The following is a 22,335-nucleotide window of genomic DNA, read 5'->3' on the forward strand; positions in this document are numbered from 1 at the left end:
TCCTCCTCTCCTGTTGAAGAGAGGAATTATTCAGCATTAACGAAGGTAGAGATTCAATCTCTACTAGATCAAAGCGGTATTGAATACAAGGCTAATGCAACGAAGGCCGAACTAATCACTTTATTAGAAGGTGATGCAAATGGATAATCTTTTGCAAGAATTAAAAGACGTTCTTAAAATCACATGGAATGAAGAGGATGCTAGTTTAATAAAACTTTTGGAAAAAGGAGAGGCGTATTTGTTGGGTTTAACAAATGCGTCTTTTGATTTTTCAAAGGAGCTAACGCCGAAAGATTTGCTGTTAGAACGTTGTAGGTATGTTTATAACAATGTAGGTGATGAGTTTGAAAAAAATTATAAAAGTGAATTATCCAGACTTATTTTAGATGTAGCTTTAGGAAAAGTTGGTGTGATTAATGGTTCTAAAAGCGTATAGGGAAACTTTTAACGATGGTTTTTTAAAATATGGCCGTACGGTAACGAAGCGCAGTGAAAACGCAAAGCGAATAAAAGGCTTTTTTTCTGAAGAAGGAAAACTAGCTTTTAGAGAATTATCAGCACGGGATAGTGACTATCAATCCTGTGGGTTATTACATGCAAAGTTAGATAAAAAAGTAAAAACCTTGTTCCCTCTTTCTTTTCGTTCTGTGAATAAAAACAAATTAAAAGTCGTTATAGATCACTTGGAATACGATGTTATTAAAGTAGATTCAGACAAACAGTATTTATATTTCTATTTACAAGAAGTAGGTGGACATGATGAGTAACGAGCAATCAAAAAAGCGACTCCAGAAAATGAATAGCTTATTAATTTCTAAGTTAAAAGAAGCATTCGATGTAGGAGTATACCAGGATCAAGTGGGTGAAGATGAAGAAAAAGACTATCATTACTTCATTTTTGAAACAGGCGGTTTTGAAAATACAGAGAGTACGTTCACGCTACGTCAAAGCGTTTTAATTCGCTATTATTCTGAAAATCGTGATGATCTAGACGAGAGAATGTTAGATATTATTTCAATACTGGAATCTACAGGGCATTCTTTTAGACATTCTAATAAAACATCTATTCAAAAAGGGGAAATGGACGAATACATTGATGAAATTGAAATCAATGTAACCAGACTGGTTAAATATGGCTGCTAGTTCATGGCGTGTAGAGTTTGGCGATATCGAAGCCTTAGAAAACAAACTCAAACAAATACCAGGGAAATCAGAGCAGACAATGAATAAAGTTTTGCATAGTGATGGTGTGAATCTTGCAGTGGAGTCCATTCAACCTAAAATTCCAGTTTCTACATGGAAAGGGCGTGTGAGAAATAAACGACATGCCAAAGATCAAAAATCTTTAACGAATAGCAAATTGAACCTTGGTTTTACAATTCGTCCAACGCCCAGATTTAATTATTTGAAGTATCCAGATTTAGGGATAGGGACTTCGAAGAAAAACGCACCAGAAAAAATCTTAGAGCACGGTTTGCAAACCGCTACTCCAAAGATAGCAGAACGTTTAAATATAGAATTAGATAAAGTTATCAATCAAACAATGGGAGGTTAATTATAATGGCAAAAATTATTGAAGAATTTGATTCCATGACATTTACAAACGTAGGTATTCAATTTATTAAAGGTGGGATCCAACAAGTGGGTACAAATTTCGGTTGTGTTGGAACCATCGAAGGCGAAACAGAAATGCTCGAGAAAGTAAAAAAATGCGAGGGTGTAGAAGTTAAAAAAATCTCTAAGCCTACTAAAATGAATATGACTCTTTCTGGTCATTTACGTGTAGATGTACTTAGAAGGCTTTTCGGAATTAAAACAGATGGGTTAAAAGCGGGTGTATGGTCATACGGTACCACATCAAAGGGAGAATCCTTTGTTTTAACTGCTGACGTCGTTGATGAATTTTCGGAGTTCAAAAAATTCGTTGCCTTCTCTAATTGTGCATCTACAACAGGATTTAAATTTAAAGTGGAAAACGGGTCAGATGAAGTAGCAGAAACAGAGTTAGAGTTTACAGCCCTTAAAGATAGTAACGGGGAATTTTATTACGAAGCATTAGCGGATGAAGTGGAAGATGCACAGGTAAAGGGAAAATGGCATACACAATTCACACCAGAACTAGTAAAAGCAGTAGCAACTAAATAATAAAAGGGGACAAGTAATCTATGAGAGTCGAGATTGTAAAATTAAAAGAAGTAGAAGTTGTAAATGTAGATGGGCAGTTTAAGGCAATAGAAAAAAATCACCAAACAGTTCCTTGCTTTATTACAAATCATGCGATGCAAAGGGGACAAAGTTTAGGATTAATTGAGCAGTCACTCATGCAAAGTTTATTCAAAATGAAAGACTTGGCGAATGCAAATCCAAATGAAATCGATAGTGATTCTTTGCAGGGTTTCAATGAAGTTGAGATACAAAAAATCATTTATTTAGGCTGCTTAGGGGCAAATAAACAATTTCCTTATGATTTTGATCAATTTATGGAAAGATTCCATTACTCCTTTGAAGATACGATGAAACTGTATTCTAATTTAATTTCAAATGTAACAACGGGACAGACAAATAAATTCGCTAAAGGATTAGCAAATAGTACAAAGGGCAGCGGAAAAAAGAGACAAAGCCACCGAAAATAAACATTGAATGCGTAGAGGACAAATATGTTCTCTACGTTTTAATTTATGGGATTGATCCAGAAGTTTTTTGGCATTTTCCCATCGCGTCGGTGGAGCGAATCGCAGAAGGGAAGCTTGCCTTTGATGGTTGGAAAGCGAATCCACGCTAAGAAAAGGCAGGTGTAAATATGGCAAAGGGACCAGAATCAAAAATAACGTTTAAAGTTTTTAATCAAGAATTTAACAAAGCAATGGACGAAATGAAGAATGAAAGTTCTAAGTTACGTCAAGAATTCACCTTGCAACAAGAACAACTTAAATTGAGTGGTACCGCAACAGAACACCTAAATACAAAGTTAGGGTATTTGCAACAGCAACAACAATTAGCTGCGCAAAAGGTAGCCGCAACGGAACAACAATTAAGTAAGGCAAAGGCCATGTATGGTGAAAATTCTACTGAAGTTGAAAAACTATCTCGTCAGCTTGGTAATGCCCAAATTGCTGAACAAAAATTTTCAAATCAGATGAAAGAAACTGAAACCGCCTTACAACGATTAGCGCAACAAAATAGCAGTACGGCACAAGCTCTTACTACATTAGGCGCAGAAGAAACTAAACTTGTAAATCAATCAACAAAGCTACGTGCTGAATATGATTTACAACGTGCATCCTTAGGTAATCATGCTACAGAATCCGAGAAATTGGGTGCGAAGCTTCAATACCTCAGTCAAGTACAGCAAAATGCATCGCAGCAAACGAGAAACTGTGCCCAACAGTTAGCAGCTGTCAAATCGCAGTATGGTGAAAATTCTAGTGAAGTGAATAAACTAGAAACAAAATTATTACAATTAAGTACAGCAGAACAACAACTAAAGAATCAAATTGAAACGACAAATCGTAGTCTGAAAGAGCAAGAAATTGAAACAAAAAGGGCGGCAGATGCAACAAGGCAATTGGATACTTTTTTTGAAGCGACTGGAACAAGTGTAGATCAGTTTGCAAATGCATTGGGCGGACATTTAACATCAGCAATTAAGCAAGGTACAGCCTCATCTTCTCAACTAGATGAGGCTCTTAAACGTATCGGGCACGAAGCGTTAGGGGCAGAAACAGACATTGAAAAGCTACAACGTGTCCTTCGCTCTGTAGATGCTGGAAACTCCATACAACAAGTACGTAATGAATTGCGAGATTTACAACAAGAAGCTGGTAGAACGGAGAAGAAGTTTGAAGGGCTGAAAGTAGGATTAGAGAATGTTATCGGTGGTTTAGCAGCTGGTGGTGGTATTGCAACTGCGATTGAAAAATCGATGGATATGTCAAAGTTGAAAACAAAAATTGATGTATCTTTTGAAGTGTCAGAGTCATCTAAAAGGTCAGTTGAAGACGCAGTGAGAAGCGTCACAACTTACGGTGTAGATGTTGAAGAAGCCTTGGAAGGAACACGGAGACAATGGGCGCTCAATAAAGATGCTTCTGACGAAGCGAATGCTGCAATTGTAAAAGGTGCTGCAACAATTGCTTCCGCATATGCAGGTATTGATTTTAATGAATTAATACAAGAAGCAAACGAAATTGGTGCAACGCTAGGGATTACGAACGAAGAAGCGTTAGGTTTAGTTAATACCTTACTAAAAACTGGATTTCCACCTGAACAATTAGATATTATTGCCGAATACGGGGACCAGATGATTCAAGCTGGATTTTCAGCTAAAGAAGTCCAAGGGATCCTATCTGCAGGAATCGATACGAAAAGTTGGAATATCGATAACCTTCTAGATGGAGTCAAAGAAGGCCGTATTAAGATGGCTGAGTTTGGTGCTGGTGTAGATAAATCTATGAAAGAGGTTTTAGATAAAACAAAGATTTCGGCAGATCAGTTTGAAAAATGGGGTCAGGCAATTGCTGGTGGCGGTGAAAATGGACAAAAAGCGATGCTTGAAGCAACCAAGGCTTTGGCTGGTGTTGAAAATGCAACAGACAGAAATGTACTTGGCACGAAGATGTTCGGTACAATGTGGGAAGACCAAGGAAAGAAAATCATTGATACCATTTTAAAAGCAGAAGGAAAACAGGTGGATCTAAAAAAAGGGGTAGATGATTTACATAACACCAATTCTAAATTAGATGCGTCTCCAACTGTTAAAATGCAAAAAGCTATAAATGATTTACAGAAGGCGCTTGAACCGGTGTTATTAGTTATAGCAGATCTTATTTCTAAATTTGCTGAATGGGTTTCTGATAATCCAAAATTAGCAGCTACATTGGTAGCAATTGGAGTAGCCATTGGTGTCATTTCGGGAGCGATTTTAGCGATTACTCCTTTAATCCCCATAATAACGAGCATCATTTCAGTAATCATGAGCGTAGCGGGAGCGATTGCAGCCACTGTAGGGGTTGCCACAGCTCTTATTCCTATCATCATTGCAGCCGTAGTTGCTTTAGGTATCATTATTTATAAAAACTGGGATGATATCCAAAAATGGACCATTGAGGCATGGAATGCCATTACAGACTTTCTAAAAGGAATTTGGGACGGTATATCCCAATGGGCAAACGAAACATGGGAAAGTATGAGTGAATCTACTGTTTCTGTTTGGAATGCCATTACAGACTTTTTAGAAGAACTCTGGAATGGCATCATGGCGTCCTTATCTGAAACATGGAATTCGATTGTTGAAACGACTACAGAAACATGGAATTCCATCGTAGAGTATTTAACGGGAATTTGGAATGGAGTAGTTGAAACATTATCAGAAATTTGGAGTCGTATCAGCCAAACTACTTCTGAAGTATGGACAGCGATTCGAGAATTTTTCATTAGTACTTGGAACGGATTAGTCGAATTTCTAACTCCTATTTTACAAGGAATTGCTGACTTCTTTTCTATGATTTGGAACGGCATTTCCACAGTGATTCAAACTGTGTGGAATTTCATTATGCAATACTTACAAGCAATTTGGACAGCTATTTTATACTTTGCAACGCCAATATTTGAAAGTATCAAGAATTTCATTTCTGAGTGTTGGAATACTATTTGTTCTACGACAAGTTTTGTATGGGAAACGATTAAAAATTTCTTAGTTTCCTGTTGGAATGGACTTGTAGCGTTTGTTATGCCGATTTTTGAACAAATCAAGTCTTGGATTATTGCCGTGTGGGATACAATCAGTTCAGCAACAATCACTGTATGGGATACAACGAAGAATTTCTTGCAATCATGTTGGAATGGATTAGTCGCTATTGTAACACCAATTTTTGATGCAATAAAAAATTGGATTGTAAACACTTGGAACATGATTAGCTCCACGACAAGTGCAGTATGGAATACAATTAAAAATTCACTTTCTAGTTTATGGAATACGATTGTTTCCACAGCAAGTTCGGTATTCAATACCATCAAAGAAGCTATTTCATCGGTGTGGAATACGATTAGCAGCACAAGTAGTACGATCTGGAATGGTATAAAATCGACGCTTTCAAACATTTGGAATAGCATTACATCCACTGCATCATCTGTATGGAATGGATTGAAAAGTGCTATTATGACACCTGTCAATTGGGTTGTTGATGCTGTTAGTGGCGCTTTTAATGGTATGAAATCCGCAGTACTAGGTGTATGGGACGGTATTAAAAGTGGTACGAAAACAGCAATTAATGGTGTCATTCGTTTGATTAATAAATTTATAGATGGTTTTAATACACCAGCAGAATTATTGAACGGTATACCAGGAGTTAGTGCACCAACTATTCCACATGTACCCATGCTTGCAAAGGGCGGTCATGTTTTAGGGGATGGGCAATTTATCGCTGGTGAAGCTGGACCTGAGCTATTCAGTAAAAAAGGGAATAAAGTATCTGTAACACCATTAAGCTCTTCTGAAAGAATGGGTGGAATTGGCGGTCAACTGGGATTACTAACTAAAAGTGTGACAGACATGATACAACATGCAGCGTCTCAATTAGCGCAGATTGTGGCTTACGATGTACCTCATGCATTAGGGGAAGCACTTTTAACTAGTGTACCTCATATTGTTGGAGCAAATGCAGGGGACGGAATATTGAATCAACAACCAATAGAAGTAAACTTTTATAACACTGTGCGAAATGATCGTGACATAGATCGCATGTTTGAAAAAGCGGATGATTGGTTTGCACAAAAAGGACGTAACTTAAATATTGGAATAGGGAGGGAGGAATTGATTTGCTAGATATTGGAATTGATACGGAATTAGCGAGTGACTATCGAATATGTATGGTAGATCGTCCTGTTATTCCAACAGCAAAACAAAAAGTGGAACACATAGAAGTACCAGGGCGGCATGGTTCGTTAACAAAAAAAGGGGCGTTTGAAGACGTCCCTTTAAAAATTAAGTTTAATTTACTAGAAGATGAAAATATAAAACCTTTAATCCGCCGCATCAAGGCATGGTTCCTAAATGGCAAAACATTGTATTTCACTGATGATGAAGTATATCGGAAAATTAAATCTGTTGAAATTGGTGATATTGCAAATGAAATGGAGGAATATGGTGAATTTGAAGTAGATTTCATTCTTGATCCTTTTGAATATACAGAGGATGTAAATCTAAAGCTTACCGAACCAGGTATATTTTATAATCCAGGTACGATAGAATCAGAACCGAAGTTTTGGATTGTAGGAAATGGTACTCTCCGTATAACAATCAATGATGTATCTTTTCAAGTAAAAGATGTCAATGGCTCTGTTGTCGTAGATTCAGAAGTACTTGAAGCATATAGCGGTATAATACCAATGAACAGCAAAATGATAGGGGAATTTCCTATATTTAAAATAGGAGAAAATAAAATAGATTGGTCAGGAAACATTCAATTTATGTCCATTCGACCAAGGTGGAGATTTATATGATTACATTATATAAGCCAAATGAGACAGATTTTACACATAATGGCATAGGAGTTTTGGACAAACATATTTATCATGCAACTGTTACGGAAGAACTCAACGGTTTATTTGCATTTACGTTTAGTTATCCGTTGTTTGCGCCGCACGGCATAAAAATAGATGGTATGAACATCATTAAAGTTCCAACCCCCGATGGTGAACAGCTATTCCGAGTAGTAACTCCTAAAGTCAGTATGGGTGAGGTGACAGCGCAATGTTATCACATCTTTTACGATTTAACAGAAAATCTGATTGAAGATATTTTTGCTGAATCAACAAATGGCAATGGAGCTATGAATCGAATGTCAACGGGATGCCAATATAAGCATCCCTTTACTTTTTATTCGGATATTTCTACTATTGCAAGTGCACGCATGGTCCGTAAAAATCCTGTGGAAGCATTACTGGATTCTAGCCAAGACAATTCATTTGTAAATCGTTGGGGCGGGGAATTAAAACGAGATAATTTTGACGTGAAAATGCTAAAAAATCGCGGGATGGATCGCGGGGTAGTGATTCGTCATAAGAAAGATTTATTGGGATATGAAGGGAATGTAGATTGGAAAAGTCCAGTCACTAGGATTATGCCGCAGGGATTTGATGGTCTGTTTCTTCCGGAAAAATATGTAGATAGTCCAAATATGAATAAATACCCGCACCCTAAAATTAGGGTGGTGGAATTTAAAGATATAAAGGCGGCCGTGGGAGAGCACGCAAACAAAGAGGATGCAGTTCCTTTAGAAGAAGCCTATAGGCGTTTGCGTCAAGCTGCTAAGGACATGTTCACAATCCAAAAAATAGATCAACCAAAAGCTACATACAAAGTTGAATTTCAAGAACTATCTCAAACAGAAGAATATAAGGATTATAAGCATTTACAAAGTGTTTATATGGCAGATACCGTTACAGTTATACATGAAGAAAATGGTGTTGATATCAAAGCGAAGGTAATTGCTTATAAATATGACCCAATAAAAAAAGAGTATCTGGACATAACGATCGGTAACTTCAAAGAATCCTTTACAGATGTTTCCCGTAAGGTTGACCTGGTACAAGAAGAAGTATCAAATATGCCAAGTTCTATTTTGGATGCAGCAAAAGCAAATGCTACAAGTCTGATTAATTCAGGATTCGGAGGACATGTTCGCTTTTATCCGGATCGGGTTTTAATTATGGATACGAAAGATGAAAAGAGCGCTAAAAAGGTTTGGCAATGGAACTTGAATGGATTAGGGTATTCTTCCACAGGTGTGAATGGACCATATGGAACTGCCATTACAAGTGATGGAAGAATTGTTGCTGATTTTATTACTGCAGGTACGTTGAGTGGGAATCTTGTGCAAGGCGGGGAAATAACAGGATCGACTTTAAAGACATCTAATTCAGCTAACTTTGTAAATATCTCTAAACAATTCATTCGTCTGTATGAGTCTTCGAAAGTACGAGCCTTTATTGGCTATTACAAAAATAGTAGAAGTGAAATACAGCCCACTTTTATTCTAGGTGGTGACTCAGATCAAACAGGTGCAAATGGCGCCATCATGTTGTATCAATTCTCCGATGTAAATGTTAAGTCTGGTGGAATTGGAATCACAAAAGGACTCGATGCCAATGGATACTTGAATGCAGCTTCTTTATACTTTTCACAAACAGGAAATGCAATGCTTGACGCTGATAAAATGATTGTCTTAGATGCTCAAAGTGAAATGAGGTTTAAGGTTAAAGATCAGTTCCGCTTTTATCGAAATGGTAATTGGATTGCAAGTATCGGGGTTGCATCTGGAGGGGATACAGATATCATGCTCCCAAATGCAATCATACGCAATTCGAGTTGGGACAATGGGTATATCCAAGTTAAAACCGCCCTTGGGACATATTATCAAGGAGTAATTGCTTCAGATTTCAAAGTTTCTTCAAAAGAAACCTATAAAACCAATATCCGTCCTGTTGCATTCAGCGCACTTGAAAAGGTAATGGAATGGGAAATTAAACAGTACAATTTGAAAACCGATATTCCAAAACTGTATGAAATGCGTATGAATCGCAAAGAAGGAGAACCGACAATTACTACAGATGCAATTCCTACGCATTATGGTTTAGTTATTCCAAAAGAAGCAGAAGAAAATGGTGTTAGCTTATATGGGATGATTTCGCAGACTGTTAAAGCATTTCAGGAGTATGTAACCCAAACAGATGCTAGAATCGAAGAATTAGAGCCGATAAAACCTAAAGGAAACATAAAGCATAGGAACAGAGTAAAACGTCAGAGAAGACCGCCTAGACACGTAAAAAGGATTAGCTAGAAAGAGGGGTAGTTATGCGAAATGAGGAAATGACGATAGATGTAGCAGATCCTGTGTTTACCAAAACAATTCGTTCGAGACAAAATGATAAAAACGGCTTGAAGATGACTGTATATGTAAGAGAAAAGGGGCAAATTGTTGATTTAACAGGGTATGCAGTGAAGTACGAAGCGAGGAATCAAATTGGACAGTTCGTTCGAGATGATGCCCAAATAGTTGATGCAAAGAATGGCGTATTTTCATACACATTGTCCTCGCAAGCTGTTTCCACATCGGATGATTGGACAGCTTATTTTGTGATGGAAAAAAGTACAGAACGAATGAGTACACCAGACATTCGGATTACATTAAGACGGGATGTAAAAGAAGGAAGCATTAAAATAGAAAACTATATTTCAGAGTTTGAGATTTTTAAGAAAACATTGGACGAGTTGCAGAAGAAATTAAATGCTATGGATGTTGTGAAGAAAAGCGGAGACACCATGACAGGTGACCTAGGGATGGACCCAGGTAAATCAGTTCAGTTTAAATCAAGTGGAAGTACTAATAATAATTATGTACTTAGAGGTCAAGCGGGACAGAATAAGCTGGTACTCTCAGATATCACGTCAAATAAGTTCATTTGGGATTACTTCAGTGACACGGATACTTTCACAGTTGTATCTAACACGAACCTCCTCAAGAAAACAGGAGATGTTATAACAGGGCTTTTAAAGTTCCATTCTCTGGGGCAAATGTTGATGAATCAACCTGATTCAGCGACAGGTCCTTCTGCTCGTGGGTTACACTACGCAGATAAAGACACAGACGGAAGTGGTAATCGTGGTGGAATTGGACGTTTCAAAGGGGCTAACAACGGTGAAGAATATCTGTACATGGGGTTCGGTACGAATCCTTGGGATTCACAAAGTGGGTTAATAGTTCGTCCTGATGGATCAGCAACCTTGAAAGGTAAAAAGATAGCAACCGCTGATAATGATACAGGATGGATTAATCTTCCTACAACTGGGGTAGAGAATGTTGCTAACAGAGATATGAAGTATAAAAGAAGTGGTGAAAACATTAATGTGATTGGTTCCATTCGAAATGCGCAAAACGCAACAGTATTTGCTACACTTCCAGTTGGATGTAGACCTGTTCAAGACATTGCGGTTCCAACTATTATGATAACTGGAGGAGTGAATACAAACTTTTGTGAAGTTACAGTAAAAAAAGATGGTGGGATTTTCGTGAATGGTGTTCAAAGTGGAAGTACTTTTCATATTGCAATGAACTTTTTAATTTAAATATCAGAAATCAAGCGTGCATAAGCAGGCTTTTTTATTTCGTATAAAATAGGGCTTTTGTATAAAAATTTTTATGCATTCACTCAGAAAAGGTTTGTCTCATAGTATATAGAGATTGTTTTATTAAGATTTCAAAAGGGATGTGAATGCATGGAAGACGTATATGTAAAAATCGACAGCCTAAAAGCAGAGCAAAAAGAAATCATGCGAGATATTCGTAATTTAGAAACTCGTACAACGATAAACGAAAAAGATATTTCTACCATCAATCAGCAATTAGAAAAAATCAATCTAAATACCACATGGATTTTACGAATTGTTATCAGTGCAATAGTCATGGCAGTTTTAGGTTTGATATTCAAAGGTGGGATTTAGATTGTTCATATATAAGTATTTGTGAAAGAGGGACAAGTGTCTCTCTTTTTTATCTTTTACAAGGAGGAAAGAATATGGATCGTATAGATGTATTACTGAAAGCATTTATAGCTACAGTTGGTGGCTTCTGTGGATATTTCTTGGGAGGATGGGATACAACCTTGAAAATCTTAGTCATAATGGCAGTGATTGATTATGTTACTGGCATGATAGCAGCAGGGTATAACGGAGAATTAAAAAGTAAGGTTGGTTTCAAAGGCATCGCCAAAAAGGTGGTGCTTTTTCTTTTGGTCGGAGCGGCGGCTCAACTAGATTCGGCACTGGGAAGTAACAGTGCCATTCGTGAAGCGACTATTTTCTTCTTCATGGGTAATGAGTTGCTTTCGCTTTTGGAAAATGCTGGTCGTATGGAAATTCCTTTACCTTCAGCACTAACGAATGCAGTGGAAATTTTAGGCGGTAAACAAAAACAAGAAGAGAAAAAGGGAGATGTTGAGTAATGGAAATCAGAAAAAAATTAGTTGACTCAAGTAAATATGGTACAAAGTGTCCGTATACAATGGATCCAGAATTTATTACTGTTCACAATACGTATAATGATGCACCAGCTGAAAACGAAATCGCTTATATGATTCGAAATAATAATCAAGTATCCTTCCACATCGCAGTAGATGACAAAGAAGCGGTACAAGGAATTCCTTTAGAGCGTAACGCTTGGCATTGTGGTGATGGTAGTGGAAATGGCAATCGAAAGTCTATCGGGGTTGAGATTTGTTACTCGCTAAGCGGTGGGAATCGGTATTATCAAGCGGAAGATCATGCAGCGATTGTGGTAGCGCAATTAATGAAACGATACAACATTCCAATCCGTAACGTCCGTACACATCAATCTTGGAGCGGAAAGTATTGTCCACACCGTATGTTAGCAGAAGGGCGTTGGGATTCCTTTATAGAGAGGGTGCAAAACGCCTATAACGGTGCGGGGGCATCCACACAATCATCTAACAATGGGGTAGGTGTTGTGATGATTACAGCGGATGTATTACGCGTTCGTACAGGTCCAGGAACAAATTATCGTATTGTGAAGAATGTGTACAGAGGGGAACGCTATCAATCTTGGGGCGTTCAAAATGGGTGGTACAATGTTGGTGGTGATCAATGGGTTTCAAGTGAATATGTAAAGTTTGAAAATTAAAAACAAGAGCCGTCCAGTTTGATGTGTATGCGAAATGTAAAGCGGACGCCTTCTCCGTGGAAGCGTCCGCTTTACATTAATTTCTCTTGATGTCTGTTTTAGTATATGTAACCAAATTTCAGATATGATATTTAATTAAAAGATAAGAGTCACCCCATTGGTACTGCGCCTTGCAAAGTAGAATGTCCTTCTTAAACTATATTCCTTTAAAATATCTCATCCGTTTAGCTTTATTTAAAAAAATTTGCATCAGAACCCCTTGTTTTTGTCAATAATTATTTTAGGTTTATACAAAGGTCATTTTAAATATAGATAGTTTGTAAGATTAATATTATATTTTTATAGTTCAGGTTTTGCATATATGGATATTTTTTGTGAAAAGATATTTTAATGCTTGAATATCAATTTAAAATGAGGAGATGTTGTAATGAATTTAGTATTAAAAATTAAGAATAACAAAGTAATCACTGGTTTAGTATTGTCTGGAGCTTTAGTTGTGGGAGTTATGAATTTAAAAAATATTGATGTAACGATGAATGTAGTTGATATCTTGGAGAAAGCAGGAATCATTGCGCCTAGTTGGATAGTTACTGCCATTACTGCTGCAGGTTCTATTGCTGCCATTGCTACTTTAATTGGATCGCTTGGAACTGGAGCACCATTAGCAGTTCTTGAACAATTAGCAGCTGCAAGTACTGCCGCTGCTTAAAATGAAAAATACGGGATATTTATTATTCCGTATTTTTCATTTTGTTGTATAGGATGAAAAAAATGTTGAAATCACTTACTTTATTAAAAATTTATATTGGATGTACAGTAGTATTTTTTTTAATTTTAGTAGGAGCTTATTATTATACAGACCCTACTGCATCGAAAAATTTATTAAATATTGAAGTAGTGCCTAGTTTTAATCATATATTTTTGAATAATGTAAAGGTAGCATTATTATTAATTTTTTTAGCCCCTTTAACATTAGGTTTTGGTACTATTATAATCTTAGTAATCAACGCTCTTGTATTAGGCAGTTTTTGTGGAAGTATAAAAAATGATTTAAATTTAATTGTTTTAGTCCTCCCTCATGGGATAATTGAAGTACCTATTTTAATATTAGCTGCTAGTGTTGGATATAAATTATTTTTAGATTTAATTCAGAAAAAATTTAAAGGGATGTTCTTTCTGAATTATTTGTTAATTATTATTATTGGGTTATTAATAGCTGCTTGTATAGAAACATTTGTTACACCAATATTTTTAAAAGGAGTTTATTAATTAAATGCATGCTATAAATTTTATTAATAATTACTTTTCAAAAGAAAGAAAAGATATTTTTGTTTATGTTTTTTTTACTTATTTATTAGGATTAATATTGTATCTTTATACCTTAATGCCTCAAATACAAAAATTAACAATAGAAAAGATGCCCAAAAGTTTGGTAGAAAGATTTGAGCATTTAGATTACATAGTTGTGATCGCATCTTTCATTTTAATTATATTAGGTTTCTTTTTTGAAAGTTTCATCTTATTTTTTACTGTAAATCTTTTAGGTGTAAATATTTTAAATGAAAATTTAAAATATTCCTCTTTTTTGAGATTGTTTATCTTTGCTAATTTTCCAATCGCTGTAAAATTCATTTGCATTGCTATTAAAAATATTTTATTTGAACCTAATATGTATTTATTTTTTGCTGAAGATTCTTTTTTGTTATCAGTGTTTGATCTTTTCAATTTATCTTATATGTTCTTGATGTTCTTATTATTAAAATGTCATACGGATTTTAATAACAATATAAAATTAGGAATCTTTATATTAATATCTTGCTTATATAGGGTGTTTTTTTAATATAATGTTCCTATTTATATAAAGAGAAAAGGAGAGTTTATATAAAATGTTTTTTAAAAGTAAAGATTTATGTTGTAGTAATTGTAATAAATATTTAGGTGAAGGTGAGACGATTTTTGTAACTATAACACTACCTAGCCAGAAAAAAATGTATGTTGGTGTATTAGACAAAGTTCTTCAAAAACATTCACAATATGTATATTGCGAATGTTGTAATTTTAATAAGAAGTGTTAGCTTTTAAAGCTAACACTTCTTATTTTATTTAACTATTCGATTGTAATAAACTCGAATCCATCCGTAGACTGCACAACCAATTAAGGCAATTGTCAATTGCCATCCTGTAGCTTGGGTTTGTATATAATTAATTAAAGACCAAATAAGTAATAATAAAATAGTAACAAAAAACCCATATTTAGTGGCAATTCCATTGTGTGATTTTTCCATTTCATCCATTTTTCTCATAATTGTAATTCCTTTCATAAATAATTTTTATTTTGAGTAAATAAATACTTGATTGATGTCTGTTTTAAGAGAAACAGCAATACAAAAAGCTAAATTTAGTGAAGGATCATATTTATTATTTTCAATGGCATTGATTGTTTGTCTAGTTACATTACATATTTTAGCTAAATCATCTTGTGAAAATTTTTGAAGTTGTCGTAACTCCTTAATTTTATTTTTCATAAAAAGGCCCCCTAAAAATATAACAATGGAATAATAATTTTAGTATAAATTCATATAGCCTGAAATGTCAAATGTTTTTTACATAATAATTTTTCAGATAATAATTTCATGTGTGTTTAATAATGAGTCTTTTAATAAGTTAGATTCGCCGTCCCTCAATTTTTATATCTCATTTTGGGGAGGATATTTTATGGTATGGATTATCCAAGTAAAATCAAAATTTGATTTTTACGAATGGTACAGGGTGCCTTATGAAGGAGGAGAATAGTATATGAAAGTAAGTTTTAAAGAAATCACAAAATTAACTATAAAAAAGATATCAAATCAATAGAAACCTATAGTGTATTCTTTATTTTTTCTTCTAGTGTAAGTTAATCTAAAAGAAATAAACCTGGTAAAATAAAAAAACGTCCTCAAAAAATGATATGCTCCCCCTACAGTAGGCAGAAAAAGAAATCTTTATATCCTGTCTACTATAGGTGGATTTTTTGTGTTTACATCCAGAAATCATCAAAATCCACTCTATACCCTTTTTTCTTCAAAGCTTTAATAATCTTTTGGCCGTTACTCATCGATGGCTTATGCTCGTTTGATCGTGAAATTCGACTAAGTGTATTTTGATTTACTCCGCTCCATTCCTTCAAATCTGTCTGAGTAATATTATTTCTTCTTAAAAATTTACCGAACTTTGATGATGGTTTCCCTAACCCAAACACTTTAAACACTCCTATTCCTAGAGGTTTTGTTACTCACATTTTTACCAAAGCTTAATTTTTTTAAACAAAAGTGTTAATAAAGTCCAAGCCCTCCCCAATATGATGTACCAAGGTAAGAGAAGTTCCAATTACCAAAGTAGCTATCAAGGTAGGAACAGGTGATTTTACCGAGTTGGTTACCATGGTAAGTTTTAGATTTCTACCAAGATAGCTGCCATGGTTCCTATCAAGGTAACGCTACCATGGTAATGGGTGCGTAAAGCTTTATTTCACTTGCATTTTATATTCTGTTTATAAAGGGCGAAAGAAATGAACAGCAAGATGGCATCATCATACGAAGAAACTTGTGAGTATTGTAAATGTTTGTTATCCGATTGGTTGTTTTGGAGATGGAATGGAAAGAAGTATTGTTCAGAATCTTGTGCGGAATACGATAAAAAATAAATGAGGGAGATGAGCTTATGTGGGAGACAAAACAAATCATTCCCTTTCGGGATTTTATGAGTGGGTCGTACAAAAAGAAAGAGAGACAAATACAAAAATATCATGCAGGGAGTCCGTTGGCTTTTCTTCATATGTCCGATTCCATGATACATACGTATCTTGCGTTAGGAGTAATGGGAACAGTTTTAATCGGGGCAGTTCTGCTAGAAAAATATCTTGTGCAAAATGATTATGTATTAGCAGCGAAATTTGTATCTGATGGTATTCATTATGGGGTGAGAATTGGAGGAGTGGGATTCATCGGCTATGCATTTATTCGAATTGTAATCATGTTCTAGGAGGCTTATCATGGAAATCATAAAAGAATGGATGTATAAAAGGTCTTTAAAACATCAAATGATTAAGGTATTTCAGAAGGCTGGTTTATATATAGAACATCAAACGCGTGGAGGGAAAGTGCCAATTTACCCTAAAATTCATGTTGTTACTTCTTCGAATCAGTGTGTACAATATGTGTTTACCATGCCGAATGGGTTGGATCCGAAGATAATTGAAAAGAAATGGTTTTGTTTTCAGCAGATATTTGGACGGAATGTCAAAATAGAGGGTGATATTAAAAGGTTTGTACTTCATGTATTTCATTCTGATGGTGGTTTAAAACCATACAACTACAGTTACAAGCAATGGCAGCCGTTAGTAAAAGAATATCGTCTTCCTATTGTAGTAGGACGTGATCAGTTCGGGAAAATGATTACTTACGATATGGTGGATGCAAATACACCGCATCTTCTCATTGCGGGAGAAACAGGTTCAGGAAAAAGTAGTATGGTGCGAGTTATCTTGTCTACATTGATTCAAACCATGTCGCCCGATAAATTGCATTTGTACCTAGGCGATTTGAAAAATTCTGAGTTTCATTTCTTACGGCGAGTCAAACATGTAAAAGAAGTATGTATGGAAGAAGTCGAAATGAAAATCATGCTTCAAAAGGTTTGGAACGAAATCAGAGAACGCAGAAAGCTCATGGAAGCATATGAAGTAGATCATATTGACGAATATAATAAATCACATCCTAATGAACACAAACCCTATATTCTCCTAGCAATTGATGAAGTAGCGATGCTACAAGATGAAAAATCGTGTATGACAATCGTAGAAAAAATATCGGCAGTTGGTCGAGCGTTAGGTGTCTTCCTTATACTATCGATGCAACGTCCAGATGCAAAAGTGTTAGATGGGAAATTGAAACTAAATATGACAGTAAGAATGGGCTTTAAATGTGCCGATAGTATTAACAGTAATATCATGGGTACGCCTGGTGCAGAACAATTAGAGCAGTCAGGACAGATGATTGTAAAACTAAATGGATTAAAGAACGTGCAAGCTCCCTATTTAGAATTAAATAAAGCGAAACAAATGATTGAACCGTACCGTGTACCGAAAGATACAGTTGAGCTTCCAAGTCCTGAACAAGAAAAATTACCTTTGTTTGGAGTGTTGAATCATGAAGAATAGAGATAAGGCAATCGTAAGGGATTTACAGCGATTTCGATGCATGTCTCGTGATGATATTATTGATTTGCATTTCCAAGGACTCAAGAAAGCTGTGACTTGTTGTAATACGGTGATGAAACGGTTGAGAAGGGATGGAAGTGTGGATGCAAATGTGTCACAGCAGCCATACATCTATTTCCCGCAACCGAGTACGATTCGAAAAACGAGTCAAAAGATTCCGCATTTCCTTGCCATTGTAGATGTATATAAGCAACTTCTCCAATATGAGAAACCAAAATTATTTAAAGTTGAGCCGAAATACGGTAAAGCATACATGGAGCCTGATATCTTTACTATATGGCGACAGTCTCCGTTTTTCATAGAAGTACAGAATTCAGTCTACAGTAAGAAAGTTATGCAAGAAAAAGTAAATCGTTACGAATTCTACTTTCATAGTTTGGAATGGCAACAAGAACCATGGCAACCGAAGCAAGCAAAATATTTCCCATCCCTTCTCGTGATTACGGATACACACTATGACATATATTCAACAAATTTCCACGTGTTTCAGGCGAGGTCGATTCATGATTTTATGAATCAAATGGCGATTCGGAAGTAAGATTATTCACCAGTCATTCGCAAAAATAACGCATTACGAGCATTAAAATTCGTCTTACGATCTGCAAGAATATGTATCTCCCTAAAGCTATCGATATAGTCATAGACCATATGTTTAAACGTGCGTGTAAAGTAGCCAATTGGATTTCTCATCAACGTACCGTTATGCTCATATCCATGCGTTTTAGAGAACAGGACAGAAGAAGCATTCGCAAGAAGGTTGTGGAAGATATCCGTATCCGCTAGTAAGCTACACTTTTTGGCAGCTTTCTGTGCGATGTTTTTCGCATTTTTGAAAGACTCATTAATCACTTTTGAATCAAAAGCATGTCCTAATTTCCCACGCATAGATGGTGGTACACGGTAATCGATGAAATCTGAATCCTGTTGAATAGGTTGTGAAACGTCCTCTTTACGTTTATTTATCTTTTTACTCTTTTGTTTTAAAGAAGTAGATTTTGTTTTAGGGGTGTGACAAATTTCAGCATTTTTAGCTGGTTTAGGTGTGACAAGTTGTCCATCTGCATGAATAGGTTGAATCACAATAACATTACTCGTTTGTCTCATATCACTCTTACGTTTCGTTTCGAGTTGCTTAATAATACCAAGGGATTCTAAGTATTGGCATGCACGAATAACCGATCTACGGCTAATGTTTAGGTCTTCCGCAATCTTCTTTTTGGATTTAAAAGATACACCAAAGTATTTAGCAGAATGTTTTTGTAAATGATCGAGTACTGCCAATTGGGTTTTATTTAACTTATGTTGTTTCTTGTACGCACGTACAGTGTCATTTAGTTCTGTAATAGTTTGGAAGGATGCTAAGTTTTCATATGTTTCTACACTTGCAATAATAGTAATCACTGGTTTCTTTTTCATAACGGTTTGTCTCCTTTTTTAGAAACAAAAAAGCAACAGTATGCCACAAAATGTAAGCAAACTGTTGCGTGGAGACCCTTATGTACGATAAAATGGGGTACATAAAGAGTTACAGCAAGTGTTTGCCTAGTTGGTGTAGGCGGACGGTATATAAGGTGCGCTAACACCTTATATACACGCTGTGCTCTTTTGTTTTTAGTGGTCACAATTTGGTATCAAATGAATAAAATTTTGCATTTATTCATCAAATTTTAAAATATACAAACCGTTGATATATAAGTGTTTTAAGCGGTTTTTACAACTTATAATTTAGTAGGTGTTCGACTCCCACCGTCTCCACCAATACATATTTGGTGGTTTTTTTATTTTGTATGATATGAACCATAACTTTGCCAGATTGGCGAGGTTATGGTTTTTTTGTTTGTGGTTTTATAGAATGCTGAAGTTGATGGGACGGTATCCTTGAAACAGAGAATAAAAAAATGGTTATTGATGATAAGTAGGGAGGTACTATAGCTGCTAGTAAACGCCCAACTGGTGAGTTTGTATTAAAATTTTAATTTATTACAATCTTCATATGTTTTGTGTTTTTAACCATACCTATTGTAAGATTATATAGAGTTCTCCTAATAAGCTGTTTTAATGGATTATTTAGGAATCTTAAATTTATAAATCTTAAATTGTTTTTTCGGGATAATTTTTTATCTAAATAAGTTATATTGAAGTAGAGGTGAACCATCGGTGAGGCAGGTGTTAGTAATTAAGAATGAAAGGTCTTTAGCGAAGAAAATCGTAAGCGGTCTAACGCAAGAAGGCTATTTCATTTTAAAACTTCACAATGAAAACGAAGGTTTAAATATAATATATGAACAAGATTGGGATATTATCGTATTGGATTGGGATTCATTAAGTATATCGGGACCGGAAATTTGCAGACAAATACGACTTGTTAAAACGACACCGATCATTATTGTGACCGACAATATTTCTAGCGAGGATTGCGTGGCAGGGCTACAAGCAGGTGCAGATGATTATATAAGAAAACCATTTGTGAAAGAAGAATTAGTAGCAAGGGTTCAAGCTATTTTAAGGAGAAGTGATTGTAACCAGCAAAATGAGACGAATTTTTTTCAGTTTAAAGATCTCTTTGTTGATGCATCTAGCAATATTGTGAAAAAAGGTGGCGAAAATCTCTCGCTTACTAAGCGCGAGTACGATTTACTTGTATTTTTAATCAAGAATAAAAATACAATATTGAGCCGTGAAATGCTTTTGAATCAGGTTTGGGGATATAACGTAGTAGTAAATCCAAATGTAGTAGATTTATATATTGGGTATGTAAGAAAAAAGTTAAAGTGCGATAAGAAAGAAAGATATATTCAAACGATACATGGTAGAGGTTATTCAATGATTGAATGATAAAATAAGGTAATAGAAAAAAGAGTAAAACTGTTTCATTCAGTGAAGTGACCCCTAAAAGTTAGACACGGTTATTTGATTAGGCAGCTTGATAAAAGTGAGTCCGGTATTGTACCGGGCTCATTTTTAATTTTGCCTTAATCCGTTTCGTATTATAATAATCTATATATTTTTCTAATTCTATTTTAAAGTGCTCTACATTTTCAAATTCTTTTATGTAGAGGAACTCCGATTTCATAATCCCAAAGAAATTTTCTATTACTGCGTTGTCGTAACAGTTGCCTTTTCGAGACATACTCTGGACGATAGCTCTTGATTCTAGTGTACGGACGTATTGTCTCATTTGATAATGCCATCCTTGATCCGAATGCATCAGTAGCTGGTGCGTTTCAGGTAAACGTTCCAATGCTTTCTCTAACATGTCTGAAACAAGCGAATACGTCGGTCTAGAACCAATTGTATAGGTAATAATTTCACCATTATACAAATCTAATACAGGTGATACATACAGTTTTTCTCCAAACAATTTAAACTCTGTGATGTCTGTTACCCACTTTTGATTCGGTGCATCTGTATGAAAATTACGCTCTAAAATATTAGGTGCAATTCTACCGACTTTTCCTTTATAGGATTTATATTTCTTCATACGCACAACACACTTTAACCCAAGCTCTTTCATAATGCGCTGAACCTTCTTGTGGTTCACTTTCTGGCCACGATTCGTTAATTCATCACGAATGCGACGGTAACCATAACGACCTTCATTTTCCTCATAAATCGCTTTAATCTCAGCTTTCAAATCGGCATCTACATCTGGACGATTCATTTTCTTTACTAAATCATAATACGTGCTTCGAGGAATAGTAGCTAGCTCCACGAGTGCCTTCACCGAATATTTATGCCTTAATTCATAGATTACTTGCGCTTTGTCTTGTTTTGTGATTTTTCCTTGTTTTGAACTAAGGCATTTAACTTTTTTAAGTACTCATTTTCCATCTCAAGCTGTTTAATGCGTGCTTCAAGTGCTTCGACTGACCCTTCAGCTAAATGTTGTTTTAATTGTTTATTTGAATCTTTTTTCATGGATGGACGCCCCTTTTTCTTAGATTGAAGGGCATCAATTCCTTGTGTTTCGAGCTGTTTTTTCCAAACAGAAATCGTTGAAGGGGCAGGAATATTAAAGATAGCTGCCGTCTCAAATAAGGACATACCGTTTTCAATCATAAAGTTTAGTACGTCTAGTTTAAATTGTTGTGTGTAATTTGTACATCGTTTTAGAAAAGCTTCCAGACCATTCTGTTTATATTGGTTTACCCAATTCAAAATGATTGTGTCACTTATACCGAGCGATCTACCCATTTCTCGATAACTTTCATTTCCGTTCAAATAACGTAGAACGATTTGTATTTTTTCATCAGCTGTAAATTTAGCCATAGAAAAACTGCACCTCCAATTGTTAGACTGTGTCTAACAATTGGGGTGCAGTTCACAGTTTTACTCTTTTTTCTATTGAATCTAATAATCAAATAGTTTCTTAGAAGTATT

25 protein-coding genes and 1 pseudogene are annotated in these 22,335 nt (G+C 35.4%); 21 read left to right on the plus strand and 5 right to left on the minus strand.

Features of this window, described 5'->3' with window-relative positions:
• Positions 1–30 precede the first annotated feature (30 nt).
• The 17 genes and pseudogenes from MHI28_RS36190 to MHI28_RS21035 form a co-directional block, all read left to right on the plus strand.
• Positions 31–147 (plus strand): annotated as a pseudogene (locus MHI28_RS36190) (hypothetical protein); the annotation flags it as partial.
• Positions 140–436, plus strand: a complete 297-nt coding sequence (locus tag MHI28_RS20960) for a hypothetical protein (RefSeq protein ID WP_060852452.1) — start codon at positions 140–142, stop codon at positions 434–436. The pseudogene MHI28_RS36190 and the gene MHI28_RS20960, both read left to right, overlap by 8 nt.
• Positions 417–767, plus strand: a complete 351-nt coding sequence (locus tag MHI28_RS20965) for a hypothetical protein (RefSeq protein ID WP_060852451.1) — start codon at positions 417–419, stop codon at positions 765–767. Before MHI28_RS20960 ends, MHI28_RS20965 begins: the two co-directional genes overlap by 20 nt.
• Positions 757–1,143, plus strand: a complete 387-nt coding sequence (locus tag MHI28_RS20970) for a hypothetical protein (protein ID WP_060852450.1) — start codon at positions 757–759, stop codon at positions 1,141–1,143. The genes MHI28_RS20965 and MHI28_RS20970 overlap by 11 nt, the downstream gene beginning before the upstream one ends.
• Positions 1,133–1,555: a hypothetical protein gene (locus tag MHI28_RS20975; RefSeq protein ID WP_088022057.1), complete on the plus strand. Its 423-nt coding sequence runs from the start codon at positions 1,133–1,135 to the stop codon at positions 1,553–1,555. The genes MHI28_RS20970 and MHI28_RS20975 overlap by 11 nt, the downstream gene beginning before the upstream one ends.
• A gap of 5 nt (positions 1,556–1,560) precedes the next feature.
• Entirely contained in the window at positions 1,561–2,145 is a 585-nt protein-coding gene (locus MHI28_RS20980) for a hypothetical protein (RefSeq protein WP_060852448.1), read from the plus strand.
• A 20-nt stretch (positions 2,146–2,165) separates the two neighbouring features.
• Positions 2,166–2,633, plus strand: a complete 468-nt coding sequence (locus tag MHI28_RS20985; RefSeq protein WP_088029402.1) for a hypothetical protein — start codon at positions 2,166–2,168, stop codon at positions 2,631–2,633.
• 167 nt (positions 2,634–2,800) lie between these two features.
• Positions 2,801–6,823, plus strand: coding sequence for a hypothetical protein (locus MHI28_RS20990; RefSeq protein WP_340828279.1), 4,023 nt, complete (start codon positions 2,801–2,803; stop codon positions 6,821–6,823).
• Positions 6,817–7,500 (plus strand): phage tail domain-containing protein, encoded by a 684-nt coding sequence (locus tag MHI28_RS20995; RefSeq protein ID WP_060852446.1) that lies wholly within the window; start codon positions 6,817–6,819, stop codon positions 7,498–7,500. The genes MHI28_RS20990 and MHI28_RS20995 overlap by 7 nt, the downstream gene beginning before the upstream one ends.
• Complete coding sequence (locus MHI28_RS21000) at positions 7,497–9,839, plus strand: phage tail spike protein (protein WP_340828280.1); 2,343 nt, start codon at positions 7,497–7,499, stop codon at positions 9,837–9,839. Before MHI28_RS20995 ends, MHI28_RS21000 begins: the two co-directional genes overlap by 4 nt.
• Before the next feature lie 14 nt (positions 9,840–9,853).
• Positions 9,854–11,125 (plus strand): BppU family phage baseplate upper protein, encoded by a 1,272-nt coding sequence (locus MHI28_RS21005; RefSeq protein ID WP_340828282.1) that lies wholly within the window; start codon positions 9,854–9,856, stop codon positions 11,123–11,125.
• Positions 11,126–11,275: 150 nt separating this feature from the next.
• Positions 11,276–11,500, plus strand: a complete 225-nt coding sequence (locus tag MHI28_RS21010) for a hemolysin XhlA family protein (protein WP_340828283.1) — start codon at positions 11,276–11,278, stop codon at positions 11,498–11,500.
• A 74-nt stretch (positions 11,501–11,574) separates the two neighbouring features.
• A complete protein-coding gene (locus MHI28_RS21015; protein ID WP_340828284.1) occupies positions 11,575–12,000 on the plus strand; it encodes a phage holin family protein in 426 nt (141 codons plus the stop codon).
• Positions 12,000–12,695, plus strand: a complete 696-nt coding sequence (locus MHI28_RS21020; RefSeq protein WP_340828285.1) for an N-acetylmuramoyl-L-alanine amidase — start codon at positions 12,000–12,002, stop codon at positions 12,693–12,695. The genes MHI28_RS21015 and MHI28_RS21020 overlap by 1 nt, the downstream gene beginning before the upstream one ends.
• Before the next feature lie 496 nt (positions 12,696–13,191).
• The gene (locus MHI28_RS21025) at positions 13,192–13,404 is read left to right on the plus strand and encodes a hypothetical protein (protein WP_241753200.1); all 213 of its coding nucleotides are present in this window, start codon (positions 13,192–13,194) and stop codon (positions 13,402–13,404) included.
• Between the two features lie 62 nt (positions 13,405–13,466).
• Positions 13,467–13,964 carry a stage II sporulation protein M gene (locus MHI28_RS21030; protein WP_030022680.1) on the plus strand — a complete coding sequence of 166 codons (498 nt, stop codon included), beginning with the start codon at positions 13,467–13,469 and terminating at the stop codon, positions 13,962–13,964.
• Between the two features lie 4 nt (positions 13,965–13,968).
• Positions 13,969–14,535 carry a hypothetical protein gene (locus MHI28_RS21035; protein WP_050595349.1) on the plus strand — a complete coding sequence of 189 codons (567 nt, stop codon included), beginning with the start codon at positions 13,969–13,971 and terminating at the stop codon, positions 14,533–14,535.
• Between the two features lie 259 nt (positions 14,536–14,794).
• On the opposite strand, the gene MHI28_RS21040 is transcribed toward MHI28_RS21035, so the two are convergent.
• The 3 genes from MHI28_RS21040 to MHI28_RS21050 all read right to left on the minus strand — a co-directional run bounded on the left by MHI28_RS21040 (position 14,795) and on the right by MHI28_RS21050 (position 15,936).
• Complete coding sequence (locus MHI28_RS21040; RefSeq protein WP_030022687.1) at positions 14,795–14,998, minus strand: hypothetical protein; 204 nt, start codon at positions 14,996–14,998, stop codon at positions 14,795–14,797.
• 27 nt (positions 14,999–15,025) lie between these two features.
• Entirely contained in the window at positions 15,026–15,220 is a 195-nt protein-coding gene (locus MHI28_RS21045; protein ID WP_030022689.1) for a helix-turn-helix transcriptional regulator, read from the minus strand.
• Positions 15,221–15,714: 494 nt separating this feature from the next.
• Positions 15,715–15,936, minus strand: coding sequence for a helix-turn-helix domain-containing protein (locus MHI28_RS21050; protein WP_030022691.1), 222 nt, complete (start codon positions 15,934–15,936; stop codon positions 15,715–15,717).
• 461 nt (positions 15,937–16,397) lie between these two features.
• Between MHI28_RS21050 and MHI28_RS21055 the strand changes: the two genes are divergently transcribed.
• From MHI28_RS21055 to MHI28_RS21065, 3 genes are read left to right on the plus strand one after another with little or no spacing between them, the layout of a single operon-like run.
• Complete coding sequence (locus tag MHI28_RS21055; RefSeq protein ID WP_030022693.1) at positions 16,398–16,718, plus strand: hypothetical protein; 321 nt, start codon at positions 16,398–16,400, stop codon at positions 16,716–16,718.
• Between the two features lie 10 nt (positions 16,719–16,728).
• Positions 16,729–17,895, plus strand: coding sequence for an FtsK/SpoIIIE domain-containing protein (locus MHI28_RS21060; protein ID WP_340828286.1), 1,167 nt, complete (start codon positions 16,729–16,731; stop codon positions 17,893–17,895).
• A complete protein-coding gene (locus MHI28_RS21065; protein WP_340828287.1) occupies positions 17,885–18,493 on the plus strand; it encodes a replication-relaxation family protein in 609 nt (202 codons plus the stop codon). The genes MHI28_RS21060 and MHI28_RS21065 overlap by 11 nt, the downstream gene beginning before the upstream one ends.
• A 2-nt stretch (positions 18,494–18,495) precedes the next feature.
• Here the strand turns inward: MHI28_RS21065 and MHI28_RS21070 are convergent, their stop codons facing one another.
• The gene (locus MHI28_RS21070; RefSeq protein WP_340828288.1) at positions 18,496–19,371 is read right to left on the minus strand and encodes a helix-turn-helix domain-containing protein; all 876 of its coding nucleotides are present in this window, start codon (positions 19,369–19,371) and stop codon (positions 18,496–18,498) included.
• A 741-nt stretch (positions 19,372–20,112) separates the two neighbouring features.
• On the opposite strand from MHI28_RS21070, the gene MHI28_RS21075 reads away from it, so the two are divergent.
• Positions 20,113–20,790, plus strand: a complete 678-nt coding sequence (locus tag MHI28_RS21075; protein WP_001250259.1) for a response regulator transcription factor — start codon at positions 20,113–20,115, stop codon at positions 20,788–20,790.
• Positions 20,791–20,869: 79 nt separating this feature from the next.
• Here MHI28_RS21075 and MHI28_RS21080 read toward each other — a convergent pair.
• Positions 20,870–22,224, minus strand: a protein-coding gene (locus MHI28_RS21080) for an IS3 family transposase (protein ID WP_208730123.1) whose coding sequence is annotated in 2 segments (ribosomal slippage) — positions 20,870–21,771 and positions 21,771–22,224 — 1,356 coding nt in all. Because the reading frame shifts where the segments join, the coding sequence is not laid out codon by codon here.
• Positions 22,225–22,335: the final 111 nt, after the last annotated feature.

Source organism: Bacillus sp. FSL K6-0268, from assembly GCF_038005425.1.
Taxonomy (GTDB): Bacteria; Bacillota; Bacilli; order Bacillales; family Bacillaceae_G; genus Bacillus_A; species Bacillus_A thuringiensis_S.

Coding starts and splice junctions, on each gene's coding strand:
- MHI28_RS20960 (WP_060852452.1), top strand. CDS start 140: ATGGATAATCTTTTGCAAGAATTAAAAGACGTTCTTAAAATCACATGG.
- MHI28_RS20965 (WP_060852451.1), top strand. CDS start 417: ATGGTTCTAAAAGCGTATAGGGAAACTTTTAACGATGGTTTTTTAAAA.
- MHI28_RS20970 (WP_060852450.1), top strand. CDS start 757: ATGATGAGTAACGAGCAATCAAAAAAGCGACTCCAGAAAATGAATAGC.
- MHI28_RS20975 (WP_088022057.1), top strand. CDS start 1,133: ATGGCTGCTAGTTCATGGCGTGTAGAGTTTGGCGATATCGAAGCCTTA.
- MHI28_RS20980 (WP_060852448.1), top strand. CDS start 1,561: ATGGCAAAAATTATTGAAGAATTTGATTCCATGACATTTACAAACGTA.
- MHI28_RS20985 (WP_088029402.1), top strand. CDS start 2,166: ATGAGAGTCGAGATTGTAAAATTAAAAGAAGTAGAAGTTGTAAATGTA.
- MHI28_RS20990 (WP_340828279.1), top strand. CDS start 2,801: ATGGCAAAGGGACCAGAATCAAAAATAACGTTTAAAGTTTTTAATCAA.
- MHI28_RS21000 (WP_340828280.1), top strand. CDS start 7,497: ATGATTACATTATATAAGCCAAATGAGACAGATTTTACACATAATGGC.
- MHI28_RS21005 (WP_340828282.1), top strand. CDS start 9,854: ATGCGAAATGAGGAAATGACGATAGATGTAGCAGATCCTGTGTTTACC.
- MHI28_RS21010 (WP_340828283.1), top strand. CDS start 11,276: ATGGAAGACGTATATGTAAAAATCGACAGCCTAAAAGCAGAGCAAAAA.
- MHI28_RS21015 (WP_340828284.1), top strand. CDS start 11,575: ATGGATCGTATAGATGTATTACTGAAAGCATTTATAGCTACAGTTGGT.
- MHI28_RS21020 (WP_340828285.1), top strand. CDS start 12,000: ATGGAAATCAGAAAAAAATTAGTTGACTCAAGTAAATATGGTACAAAG.
- MHI28_RS21030 (WP_030022680.1), top strand. CDS start 13,467: ATGTTGAAATCACTTACTTTATTAAAAATTTATATTGGATGTACAGTA.
- MHI28_RS21035 (WP_050595349.1), top strand. CDS start 13,969: ATGCATGCTATAAATTTTATTAATAATTACTTTTCAAAAGAAAGAAAA.
- MHI28_RS21040 (WP_030022687.1), bottom strand. CDS start 14,998: ATGAGAAAAATGGATGAAATGGAAAAATCACACAATGGAATTGCCACT.
- MHI28_RS21045 (WP_030022689.1), bottom strand. CDS start 15,220: ATGAAAAATAAAATTAAGGAGTTACGACAACTTCAAAAATTTTCACAA.
- MHI28_RS21055 (WP_030022693.1), top strand. CDS start 16,398: ATGTGGGAGACAAAACAAATCATTCCCTTTCGGGATTTTATGAGTGGG.
- MHI28_RS21060 (WP_340828286.1), top strand. CDS start 16,729: ATGGAAATCATAAAAGAATGGATGTATAAAAGGTCTTTAAAACATCAA.
- MHI28_RS21065 (WP_340828287.1), top strand. CDS start 17,885: ATGAAGAATAGAGATAAGGCAATCGTAAGGGATTTACAGCGATTTCGA.
- MHI28_RS21070 (WP_340828288.1), bottom strand. CDS start 19,371: ATGAAAAAGAAACCAGTGATTACTATTATTGCAAGTGTAGAAACATAT.